This is a genomic window from Flavobacterium sp. DG2-3, assembly GCF_030730925.1.
In the GTDB taxonomy this organism is placed as follows: domain Bacteria; phylum Bacteroidota; class Bacteroidia; order Flavobacteriales; family Flavobacteriaceae; genus Flavobacterium.
In genome coordinates, this window is sequence record NZ_JAVAMB010000001.1 from 14161 (window position 1) to 26652 (window position 12492).

The window sequence follows — 12492 nt, forward strand, 5'->3', positions numbered from 1 at the left end:
TTACTAAATACGTTTTAAAACGATTTTTTCGGTTTGCTTCGCAATCATGCCTTTGTAGTATTCTTTCAACATTTCATACTGTTCTGTCGAAACAATTGCTTCATTGATTTGATTGGTTACCATTATTTGTAAAACATTCTCGTTTTGGGCAATATTAAACTTAAAGCTTCCCAAATTGTTTTCCATATTGTAAGCAACTGCTGCGGGCAAAGTTTCTACAGTATAGCCTTCTGGAATTTTGATAGAAATATTAAATTTATCTGAAAATGGATAACCAAAATCTACTGGGTATTCACGCACTTCCTGTTTGAATGGATTTTTATCCTGAGTAAAGAATAACAGCGGATTTACATAAATTTTACCCCCAATCACTTCACACAAATCATTTCCTGTAAATGAATAAGTCTCAATTGTTGGAGACAAAAGCTCTTTTTCGTTTGTTCTTGAATAATCACTTATTTCAATCTTTCTATTATTATTTTCTAATTTTTCAAGGTATTCCTCCTCCTTCAATTTTTCGAAGTTTGCTCTACTGATCATTGCATTGTAGTCGGTACATTGTCTTCTAGTTTTTCCCGTGATTTTCCCATTAGCATCAATATCATAATTCAGGAAAACAAAATCATTCGATGCCTTTTTAGGCATTAAATCTATTTCTTCAGAAGAACCGTCTTTTCTTATCAGTCTTCCAAACCAGTTTAATGTTCTATACGGAAGAACATTTGGAGTTGAATATTTGTCAGTTGCGTCCAGCAAAATATATCCATTAGGAGTTTCAACTGCAGCAACAACATAGTCAAAAGCATTTCTGTTTGGAAATAATGCAATTCCGTTATCACGTGTGCTTACTAAAACTGGATTTGCAGTTAACCCTGACGAACGCAACATCGCCGTAAGCATTAAATTGATATCGGCAATATTTCCTGTTTTTTCTTTGTAAGCTTTTTTCACACCATTATCACAGCTATAACCTGTATAGTTATTCCACTTTACATTTGCTTTTACATAGTTTAAAATTGCCCAGATTCTTTCATCCTGACCATCAATTCCTGTCAGCAGTTTTTTCAAATCCTCTTCAAAATATCCTGTTTTATTAAGCTCTGGACCAAAATCGTCATATTCGTAAATTGTTTTTACAACAGAATTCCAGTCTGTAGAATATTCCTTCATTGGGCTATTTGGAAAATGAACTAAAGACAATTCATGCTGAACGCTTGATGTATAGTTGTCAATATTATTCACAAAACTTTCATCTTTCATCGCTGGAAAATCCTGAGCCACATAAATAGTTTCTGTTTCTATATAATCAATATTATCAGAAGAAAAATTAGTGCTGGAAACACGTCCACCACTTCTTTCTTTACTATTAATCGTAATAGATTTTGAATTTTTTGATGTTGTCACTTTCGGAAAAATATAACCTTTTTGTCTTGGTTTAAAAACATAATATTCCGGATAAGCAACTTTAAACTCTGAATAGTTTACAGGAATCGAAGCCTGAAAATCCCAATCACGAATTATACCTGCATTTGGACATTTTATAGTGTAACGAAATTCGATTACAGAACCTTCTTTTACGTTTGGCATTGTGATCTTTTTTTGCCCTCTGTATTTCGAAATAACTTCATCAAATGAACCATCACTTTTCAATTTGGTTTTTTCTATTTTCCCGTTCACAAGATTATAGGTCACGGCATCTGCAAAAAATACTCTTTCTTTTAAATTTGTAGTGTTACGATACCAAACTTGCTGATTTGCCCATTCGTAACCCTCTTTTTTATAAATCTTAATACGGGTCTCTACATCGGTTGCCATGTAAAAACCATCATTTTGATCATACTCCATTCTTGAAACTCCTTTTTTATAAAGAATTGCCGCAACAGCTGCAGTATCTTTTGGATGTACTTTCTGTTCCAATTCTGCAACAGAGACCTTTCCGAGTTTAAATTCCTGTGAAATCGCTTTGGGAGCGATCAATAAAATCACAGACAGGCTAAGTAGTTTAATAATTTTCATTGGTAATTTTTGGTTTGTTAGGTTATAATGGGTTAGTTCTTTGTCAATATTATTTTGGCGTTATCGTTTCTAGAAACTTGCTCCATAAACAAGCGGTATTCATCGTATTCTTTGTTTGAATATTTTCCTTTGTTTAAGAACATCGATCTTTTATAAGTTAGTTTGTTATTGTCTTTTTTAATGATTTCAGTTTTATATTCTCCAAACTTTCCTTTTAATTCATAATTTGAAGGCAGAAATTCGATACTAAAACCTTCTGGAAGATTAATCTCAATTTCATCGGTATCCAAATAACCCCTCTGAATTTGAAATGGATTTTTGCGATTTCTAATTCGTTTCACACTTCCCGTATATTGATTAAAAGCATCAACTACAAAAATCATTTTGTTGCCCGAAAGTGCTCCATAATTTGTAGCGCTTAACTGGACATCTTCGGTAAAACGAATATTTTCTTTATCGTTAGTAAAAGTAATTTTACCCAATTTCAGGTTATTAATATTATCCCAGTAATTTTTATAATGTTCCTCTTTCTCATTTGGCTGCATCGTTTCTACTTGAGATTTAGATGCATAAACACTTCCTTGAGAAGCTATCTTTAAAACTCCAGAAAAATTTCCAGCTTGATCGATTGTGTACACTCCTTTACCTTCCTGTATATTTCCTTTGTCATCATAGATTTTAGTTCGTACAATTTCTCCACCATCAGGTTTCACAACCAAAACATCACGATCATCTGTAAATGTACCCTGATAGCCAAACGGATCATCCTGACTTGTACATTCTAGCCACACATAATTATCTTTATTCGGAATCGCAAGAATCATGTGATTTCCCTGCATCGAAACAAAATCAGATTGAATATCTTCTTTATAACGATCGCCATATAAAATAGTGTTATAAGAAGGAACATCTACAGCCTGCAAAAGCGCTTTGGTATAATTGGATAAAGCCTTGCAATCTCCGTATCCTAATCGATCCACATCGTTGGCCAGCATAGGTTTCCAGCCACCGATGCCAACGGCAATATTGACATATCGAGATTTTTTCTGCACATAATCGTAAATGATTTTTGCCTTCTTAATCGGATCTTTTTCATCTCCAACCAAAGCTTTGATTTTGGCTTTTGTTTCTTCTGGCAAGACCGTAGTTCCGGTTAAGATTTTATCGCTATACCATTTTCCGAATGCCTCCCAAGTAGTTGCATTTCCATCTACTCCTTCTAAGTGGAAATTTTCTAATCCCATCATGACTTTTGGAAAAAGATCTGAAGGAGAAGGACTAAGATCTTCTTGTTTTTGAGCAGGAATATTCGTTGCTAGATAACTTAAATTGGTATCTGTATCAGCTGTTTTTTTTATATCAAAAAGATCAAATTGGAACTCTTTCTTTTTAAAACCTAATCCTTTTGGATAAGTAACATTCAAAATACATTTTTCTACACTTAAATTATAGCCTCCAATAAAATACCATTTTGGTATAAAGGCAGTATTTGAAGTTTCGACTTCAGAAGTAAAAGCAATTGTAAAAGGATACGAAATTGGCGTATAGTCTAAGTAAAGTATTCTGTTATCTGAAAAAAGAGTGCTTCCGCTTACGGCACTCTGATCTCTAAAGTCTTTTCTTTTAATTTTTTTTATCTCATTTCCTAATGCATCATAAACCACAGCTTCAATAGTTTTGACTGAAGTAGTTTTATCATAATGGCTATAGGCATCGATATCTCTTAACCCTTTTTCATTAAAAACAGAAACGATTCTTTGCGTTTTTATAGTCATGCTTCTTTGCGAAGCAATCACAATATCCATTTGGTCCAAACGAAGGACAGCATTAGCATTTTGTGTTAAACTATCGGGAATAGAAAATATAGGATAAGTGCTCTTTTGAGCAAACGCAGTGAGGTTAATTAAGAATAAAAATAACGCAAGAAAAAGGTTTTTCATTAATAGGGATTTTCGTCAAATATATATTTTTTTCAGAAATCCTTAACAAATGTTTAATAATATTTTATTCCCTGTTTTTGCTGTCCATTACAATTGTAACTGGTCCGTCGTTTAGTAGACTGACTTTCATATCGGCACCAAAAATTCCCGTTTGAACTTTCTTTCCCAACTCTTTTTCTACTGCTTGAACAAATTTTTCGTAGGTCGGAATTGCAAAATCTGGTTTTGAAGCTTTTATATAAGAAGGACGATTTCCTTTTTTCGTTGAAGCATGAAGTGTAAATTGGCTTACCACAATAATATCGCCGTCAATATCCTGAACCGAGCAGTTCATCACATCATTTTCGTCTCCAAAAATTCTCATTTTCACAATTTTACCAGCCAGCCAGTCCATATCTTCCTGTGTATCGGCATCTTCGATTCCGACTAAAACTAATAACCCTTTTTGAATTTCGGCTGTTATTTTTTGATCTACAGTTACTGAAGCTTGAGAAACTCTTTGGATGACTACTTTCATGAAATTATAAATTGCAAATTATGAATTATAAATTACTTGTTAGACGCAATACATTGCATCGATAGTTTGGAATTTGGGATTTAAAAAATTGGAATTTTAAATTTATTTTCGGGTTTCATCACTTGCCGCACGGTCTTCGCCGTAAGTATCGGTACGATAATGCTCTTCGTCACCTTCGAGGATTTTCAGGTAACTATTGTAGCGCGACCAAGCAATTTCGTCTCTTTCTAAAGCCGCTTTTATGGCACAATGTGGTTCTTCTTTGTGTAAACAGTTGTTAAACTTACATTGATCTTTTAATCGGAAGAATTCTGGAAAATAACCGCTAATTTCTGAAGGCTCCATATCTACAATTCCAAAACCTTTGATTCCTGGTGTATCGATAATTCGAGCATCAAAAGACAAATCGTACATTTCGGCAAAAGTAGTTGTGTGCTGTCCTTGTTTGCTCTGCTCTGAAATTACGGAAGTTTTTAAATGAAGACTTGGTTCTAAAGCATTAACCAAAGTTGATTTCCCCACTCCTGAATGTCCAGAAAACATGCTTACTTTGCCAATCATCATTTCTTTTAGTTTGTCAACTCCTTTATTTTCTGTCGAAGAAATGCGAAGACATTTATAACCAATTTCAGAATAGATGTGCTGTAAATACAACTGATCGTCTAAAGTCTGTTCTGTTAAAGTATCGATTTTATTAAAAACAAGAATTGCTTCGATTCCGTAAGCTTCGGCAGTAACCAAAAAACGGTCAATAAAACTAGTCGTTGTCGGCGGATTATCAATTGTAATCAGTAAAAAAACCTGGTCAATATTGGAAGCAATAATATGAATCTGTTTAGACAAGTTAACCGATTTACGAACAATATAATTTTTTCTTTCGTGAATGTTATGAATAGTTCCCGTAACAGCATCTGAAGTTTCATCCAATTCATAATCGACTATATCGCCTACAGCAATGGGGTTGGTACTTTTGATTCCTTTAATTCTGAATTTCCCTTTCATACGGCATTCCACAAAATCTCCATTTTCAGATTTTACGGTATACCAGCTTCCTGTAGATTTATAAACGGTTCCTGTCATTCAATTCAATTGTTGATTTCTGATTTTAGATTTTAGATTCCTCTAAATCTCTGCAAAGATAAATGAATAATTTTAAACATAACTCACAGTTTTCATCTCGAAAAACAGAACACAAAAAGACTCCTCCGAGATAAAAAACTTTTAAACCATATAAGTCATATAAGAAAATATTAGAGTTGAAAACGAAAAAAAAAATCATATAAGAAAATGTTTCTCAAAGATTGAAACACAATATGCACAAACATAGCCCACGGTTTCAACCGTGGGGACAAAGATTGGAATTACGCATTGTGCAAAGATTGTATATTGCATCAACCATTGCAAACATACATTGCGTACCCACGGTTAAAACCGTGGGCTATGGTTATCTAGCGAAGAAAAACCTTTTCAAACTTATATATCTTATATGGTTTAAACCCAAAAAAAATCCCCAACTCTTTTTTCAAAGTGTTGAGGATTCTTAAAAAACAATCTACTTTTAATGAATGCTATAAGAAAACTTTAAATCAAGATTTTTAAAATCTAAAATTATCTTATATCACTTATATGGTTTTAGAAAAAATTATGCGTTGAAAATTTTCTCTTGGTGACCGATACTTTCTTGGTGAATTGCTTTGAACATTCTCAAAACAAACTCTTCAGTAAGACCTTTTTTCTCACCTTCTAAAATCATTTTTCCTAAGATTTCGTTCCAACGGTTGTTTTGAAGAATGGCAACGTTAGCATCTTTTTTCACCTGACCGATTTCGTCAGCTACTTTCATACGTTTTCCTAACAATTCTAATAAGTTAGCATCTAGAACGTCGATGTTAGCTCTTAGTTTTGTCATTTTTTGGCTGTACTCATCTGTAGTATCATCCGTTTTTCTGATAGTCAAATCTTTGATGATTTGTTTCAAAGAATCTGGAGTAACTTGCTGTGCAGCATCTGACCAAGCGTTGTCTGGATCGAAGTGTGTTTCGATGATCATACCGTCATAATTCAAATCTAAAGCCTCTTGAGTTACTTCGAAAATCATTTTACGATCTCCAGTAATGTGAGATGGATCGATGATTAATGGTAAATCAGGGAATTTATTTTGTAATTCGATAGCAATCTGCCATTCTGGAATGTTTCTGTATTTTGTTTTTTCGTAAGTAGAGAAACCTCTGTGGATAACACCTAATTTCTCGATACCTGCCATGTGTAAACGTTCAACACCACCTAACCATAAAGCTAAATCTGGATTTACAGGGTTTTTCACCAAAACAATTTTATCCGTTCCTTTCAAAGTATCAGCAATTTCTTGAACTGCGAAAGGGTTTGCTGTTGTACGAGCACCAACCCATAATACGTCGATATCGTGTTCTAAAGCTAATTTACAGTGAGCTGCAGTTGCAACTTCAGTTCCCATTAATAAACCAGTTTCAGCTTTAGCTTTTTGTAACCATTTTAATCCGATTTCACCAACACCTTCAAATCCTCCTGGACGCGTTCTTGGTTTCCAGATTCCAGCTCTGAAAACGCTTACTTTAGAATCTTTCAATTCGTGAGCAATTTTCAAAACTTGATCTTCCGTTTCTGCACTACAAGGTCCAGCTATCACAAGTGGGTGATTTAAATTGAAATCTTCTAACCACTTTCTCATTTCTTTCTTATTTTCCATCTTAATTTTAATTTACTTTTTAGTTGTTGTTAATCCGTTTAGTATTTCTTTTATTTTATTTGTGCTTTCCATTTCTTCAAAAATGGCATTGTAATTTTCGTCTTTCAGCAAATCTCTAAACCGACTGAGATTTGAAATATATTCTTCTAATGTTTCGAGAACGTGCTCTTTGTTTTGTTTGAAAATCGGCGTCCACATCGCCGGCGAACTTTTTGCGAGACGCACCGTACTTTCAAATCCACTGCCCGCCATGTCAAAAATATCCTGTTCGTCTTTCTCCTTATTCATCACCGTTTTTCCGAGCATAAACGAACTAATGTGCGACAAATGCGAAACGTAAGCAATGTGTCTATCGTGCGAAGTCGGATCCATATATCGGATTCTCATTCCGATTGAAGTAAAAAGATTTAATGCTTTCTCTTGTAATTTAAAAGCCGTCTTTTCGACTTCACAAATAATATTTGTTTTTCCTTGAAACAAACCTCTTATTGCTGCTGATGGTCCAGAAAACTCTGTTCCCGCTATCGGATGTGTAGCAATAAAATTTCTTCTTTTCGGATGATTGGCTACTGCTTCACAAATTGGTTTTTTAGTCGATCCTACTTCAAAAACAATCGTTTTATCCCCAACTGCATCCAAAACCTTAGGCAAAACCGTCAACGCTACATCTACTGGAACTGATACGATTACAAAATCTGCTTTTTGCAAATCTTCAAAGCTTCCCGCTTCGTCAATAACGCCTAATTCAATTGCTTCCTGCAAATGCTGTTCGTTGCTATCGATTCCTAAAATAGTCGCATCAGGATAACGCCCTTTGATGTCTAACACCATTGAGCCGCCTATTAACCCTATTCCTATTACGTATACTTTCATATTTATTTTTATTGTGAACTATTTCACAATTAGAAATTTATCGATTTTAAAAACATAAAATCAGCTTAAACTACATCAACATATCACACTATAAACTGATTCAAAACAGACTAAAAATTATTTCTTCGTTTTTAAAATAATATAACCAATCCCACTTTGTGCGGCCTGCCCATCAATTTCTGATCTCAATTTTAATCCTATTCTAATCTTTTTTTGAGGAAAACCATTAATAATATTATTTGTCTGCAAGTAAATCACATTAGTAAAATCATTGTTTGTTCTAATTAGAGAATTTGGTATTACTACATTATCAGTAAAATTATAAAGTTCAAGCAATGCATAATTACTCGAAAATGTAACATTGGGATTAGATTCAAAAATTATTGAATCTACATTCTTATATTTTGTAATGTCAAATTCAATACCTTCAATAAACCTAGGAATCGTTGAACTATTTGAATAAGCTTGAATATAATTTGCTTGAATACGAATTTCTTCACTTATAATCCCCTCTTTTTCATTACAAACATACTTCGTTGTCTGAATTTCAGAATTATCTAATATTTTATTATTGTTTAAGTCAATACCCGATTCTATTTTTATTCCACCATTCCCACAAACTCCACCTGTAGTCTCATCAGTAATATTTACAAGACTTAAATTACCATTTAGACCATTACACACATAAGTTGTATATTTTACTTCATTGTCATTTAACACTCCATCATTGTTCACATCTAATCCGTACTCTACTTTTAAACCGCCATTTCCACAATTACCACCAGAATTTTCATTGGTAGTTCTTGTTAAGCTAGAATTACCATCTACTCCATTACAAACATAAGCTGTAGAAGTTATTTCGCTTTCTTCTAAAATACCGTTTCTATTTAAATCTAAACCAGAATTTATTTTTATCCCACCATTTTCACAACTAGCTCCCGCAGGTTCTTTTACAACTGCTGTAAGAGTATTTTTTCCATCTACTCCATTACACACATATTTTGTATTTTGAACTTCACTACTATCTAGTACCCCGTTAAAATTACTATCCAATCCAGTTTCAACTTTTATTCCACCATTTTCACAATCCACTCCTGGGTTTATAACAGACATATTTACTAAAGTGTTAATTCCTTTTGAGCCTTGTTCTCCAACGGGCCCTTCATCACCCTCGCATGCGATAAATAAAATTGATACAAATAAGTAAAATAATTGAAGTTTTTTCATTTTGTTTGTTTTTGTTTGTTTTTGTTTTAAAATATTAACTGGTCATTATCCGTTTATCTTAACATGAAACTCTAAAATCGATCAATCGCTTCCTGTACTTTTTCTTCTTTTACACACAATGAGAATCTAATATATCCTTCACCGTTGCTTCCGAAAATGGTTCCCGGTGTGATGAAAATATGTTTCTCATATAATATTTCGTCAATGAACTTTTCTGATGATTCGATTCCTCCAGGAAGTTTTGCCCATACGAACAATCCAACTCCTTCTTTATATACTTTGCAGTTTAACTTTTCTGCCAGCTTTTCGGTTAATTCTCTTCTTCGTCTGTAAATTTTGTTGTTATCTTCAAACCAAGATTTATCACATTTCAATGCCGCGATTGCACCTTTTTGAATTCCGTAATACATTCCGCTGTCCATGTTGCTTTTTACTTTTAGAACCGCATCAATAATTTCAGGATTTCCTAAAACCATTCCGACTCTCCAGCCTGCCATGTTGAATGTTTTACTTAATGAATTTAATTCTAAAGCTACATCTTTCGCACCTTCAACCTGCAATAAACTCATCGGATTATCATTCAAAACAAAACTATACGGATTGTCGTTGATCAATAATATATTGTGTTTTTTAGCAAAAGCAACCAATTTTTCAAATAACGCTAAACTTCCTCTCGCTCCTGTTGGCATGTGCGGATAACCCAGCCACATTAATTTTACTTTCGAAAGATCTAATTTTTCTAAAGCTTCAAAATCTGGTTCCCATTGATTTGCTTCTTTCAAATCATAATAAACTGGAACCGCTCCTACCAAATTGGTTACCGAAGTATAAGTCGGATAACCTGGATTCGGAATTAAAACGTGATCGCCTTCATTTAAAAAAGCCAGCGAAATGTGCATAATTCCTTCTTTCGAACCCATTAATGGTAAAATCTCATTATTCGGATTCACTTCAACACCAAACTGATCTTTATAGAAATCCGCCATCGCCTGTCTCATTTCTGGCAAACCCTGATAGCTTTGATAACCATGCCCATTCTCGTCCTGAATTGCTGAAGCTACTGCTTCAATTACTGCTTTCGACGGACTCAAATCTGGGCTTCCAATTCCCATATTGATGATCGGTTTTCCTTCAGACATCAGCTGTCTCACTTCTCTTAATTTTGATGAGAAGTAGTATTCTTCAACTGTGTCTAATCGTTTTGCTGTTGTTATCATGATTCTTATTTATTCTCTTTTAGAGTTTTTTATTTTTTAATCCCAAACAATTGGAATTTGGAATTTTTAAATTTTGGAATTTCCTTTTTTATGGCCTTGTGTTTCTATATTCTCCCAACACTTTAAAATATTCTGCCATTATCGTTAATAAGGCTTTTGCTTTTGCATAATCTTCGTATTTCTCGAATGTTACGTCTACGAAAAACGAATATTTCCAAGGCGTTTCGATTTTTGGAAGCGATTGAATTTTTGTCAAATTCAATTTGCAGTCGCTCATTACATTCAAAACTGCTGCTAAGCTTCCCCTTTTATGATCCAATTCAAATTTTACAGAAGCTCTGTTGATTTCGCTTTCTGGCAAAAATGAATTTTGCTTTTTGATGATTACAAAACGAGTCATATTATTTTTAATCGTTTGAATCGCTGGCGCAATAATATCAAGATCATACATTTCAGCTGCCGTTTGGCTTGCAATTGCTGCAATTCCAGTTAATTTTTTTTCCTGAATTCTTCTCGCCGTTTCTGCTGTATCTTTATCCTCAACCAATTTGATATTTGGATATTGTTTCAAGAAATCCATACACTGTAAAAGTGCCATTGGATGCGAATGAACTTCTCTAATATCTTCAATTTTCTGACCTTTTAAAGCCATTAAATTCTGCTGAATATTTAAATAATGCTCTCCAATAATGTGCAAATTATTCTTGTCAATCAAAGCATAATTCGGAATAATTGGACCTGCAATAGAGTTTTCAATCGCCATTACAGCCTGATCAGATTTTCCGGCAATAAGGCTGTCGATCAATTCTTCAAAAGACAAACATTCATCAATATCCACATTTTCAGAGAAATACTCTTTCACAACCTGATGATGAAATGATCCTTTAATACCTTGTATTGCAATTTTCGTTGTCATATAGTCAAAAAAAAATCCTGATTTGCATCAGGATTGTATATTAGTTTTATTTGTCTTAAAATTTATCTCAAATAACCATAGCACAATCCTGACTTCTACTAAAGAAGAAATAAAAATTGTTGCTAAAATAAAAACGGTTACTTGCCATTTTGTTTGTCTTATTGTTTAAATTCTCTGCGAATGTATAAATTATTTTTAGTGCACCAAAAAAAAGATTGCATTTTGTGAAACAAAAAGGAATTTCTTAACAAATTTAGGATGATTTGTATGATAATGTAAAAAAAACGGCTTTTTTTTGAAGGTACTGAGATGGTAAGTTGCTAAGGTTCTGAGATTTTTTTCGCCACGAATTCACGAATTAGCGCAAATCTTTGTGATTTTATAATCAATTTCTCTAATTTCAAACAGATTAAAAAAGATTCATGTTTATTTTAAACCTAATCTCTTTGACCAATTTTTAGGTGAACGGGAAGTATGAAAAACACCTATCACTATTATTTCGTTCTTTTCAAATTTATAATGTATTCCATATGGAAATCTTGAAATGAAACGAACTTTTACTGTTTTATATCTTTTTTGAAATGCATCTGGATTTCGTACAAGAGTATCTAATCCAGCCTCGAGACACAACTCAAAATCATACGATAATCCGATTCTTTTCTCTTCGTACCACAGCACAATGTCCTCGATATCGAACAAAGCTTCTTTTGTAAAACGAATATTAGTCACTACCTAATAGATTTTAAATGAGCTTTTATCTCATCCCATGAATATAATTCGGTTTTACCTTCTTCTAAATTTTTTAGTCGAATATCAAGTTCTTTTTCAACTTCACTGGAAATGCTCAATTCTTCTTTAGACACACTATCCCACAATTGTTCGGCCAGAATTATTTTTTCAGCATTACTGTATTGAGACAAGTTTTTAATTTCCATGATTAATAAAATTTATTGATTACAAATTTACGCAAATTTAATAACGAAAAATAATCATGATCTAGGATTAGTTTTTTTCGCCACGAATTCACGAATTAGCGCAAATCTTTGTGGCTATTTATACAA

General features: G+C 33.3%; 11 protein-coding genes. All 11 read right to left on the reverse strand.

What is annotated here, in order from left to right; all coding sequences use genetic code 11:
• Positions 1-3 precede the first annotated feature (3 nt).
• The 11 genes from Q9Q97_RS00055 to Q9Q97_RS00105 all read right to left on the reverse strand — a co-directional run bounded on the left by Q9Q97_RS00055 (position 4) and on the right by Q9Q97_RS00105 (position 12366).
• On the reverse strand, positions 4-2016 hold the full coding sequence (locus Q9Q97_RS00055) for a DUF3857 domain-containing protein (RefSeq protein ID WP_306153178.1): 2013 nt from the start codon (positions 2014-2016) through the stop codon (positions 4-6).
• Positions 2017-2048: 32 nt separating this feature from the next.
• Positions 2049-3956, reverse strand: a complete 1908-nt coding sequence (locus tag Q9Q97_RS00060; protein WP_306153180.1) for a DUF3857 domain-containing protein — start codon at positions 3954-3956, stop codon at positions 2049-2051.
• Positions 3957-4020: 64 nt separating this feature from the next.
• Positions 4021-4473 carry a D-aminoacyl-tRNA deacylase gene (gene dtd, locus Q9Q97_RS00065; RefSeq protein WP_306153182.1) on the reverse strand — a complete coding sequence of 151 codons (453 nt, stop codon included), beginning with the start codon at positions 4471-4473 and terminating at the stop codon, positions 4021-4023.
• Between the two features lie 102 nt (positions 4474-4575).
• Positions 4576-5553, reverse strand: a complete 978-nt coding sequence (gene rsgA, locus Q9Q97_RS00070; RefSeq protein WP_306153184.1) for a ribosome small subunit-dependent GTPase A — start codon at positions 5551-5553, stop codon at positions 4576-4578.
• Between the two features lie 562 nt (positions 5554-6115).
• Entirely contained in the window at positions 6116-7198 is a 1083-nt protein-coding gene (locus tag Q9Q97_RS00075; RefSeq protein WP_125717723.1) for a bifunctional 3-deoxy-7-phosphoheptulonate synthase/chorismate mutase type II, read from the reverse strand.
• A 12-nt stretch (positions 7199-7210) separates the two neighbouring features.
• Positions 7211-8071, reverse strand: a complete 861-nt coding sequence (locus Q9Q97_RS00080) for a prephenate dehydrogenase (protein ID WP_306153185.1) — start codon at positions 8069-8071, stop codon at positions 7211-7213.
• Positions 8072-8188: 117 nt separating this feature from the next.
• Entirely contained in the window at positions 8189-9298 is a 1110-nt protein-coding gene (locus Q9Q97_RS00085; RefSeq protein WP_306153187.1) for a hypothetical protein, read from the reverse strand.
• A 71-nt stretch (positions 9299-9369) separates the two neighbouring features.
• On the reverse strand, positions 9370-10515 hold the full coding sequence (locus Q9Q97_RS00090; RefSeq protein ID WP_306153189.1) for a pyridoxal phosphate-dependent aminotransferase: 1146 nt from the start codon (positions 10513-10515) through the stop codon (positions 9370-9372).
• Between the two features lie 88 nt (positions 10516-10603).
• Complete coding sequence (locus tag Q9Q97_RS00095) at positions 10604-11431, reverse strand: prephenate dehydratase (protein WP_306153191.1); 828 nt, start codon at positions 11429-11431, stop codon at positions 10604-10606.
• 426 nt (positions 11432-11857) lie between these two features.
• Positions 11858-12160: a type II toxin-antitoxin system RelE/ParE family toxin gene (locus Q9Q97_RS00100; protein ID WP_306153193.1), complete on the reverse strand. Its 303-nt coding sequence runs from the start codon at positions 12158-12160 to the stop codon at positions 11858-11860.
• Positions 12160-12366, reverse strand: coding sequence for an addiction module protein (locus tag Q9Q97_RS00105; protein ID WP_306153195.1), 207 nt, complete (start codon positions 12364-12366; stop codon positions 12160-12162). The genes Q9Q97_RS00100 and Q9Q97_RS00105 overlap by 1 nt, the downstream gene beginning before the upstream one ends.
• Positions 12367-12492 lie beyond the last annotated feature (126 nt).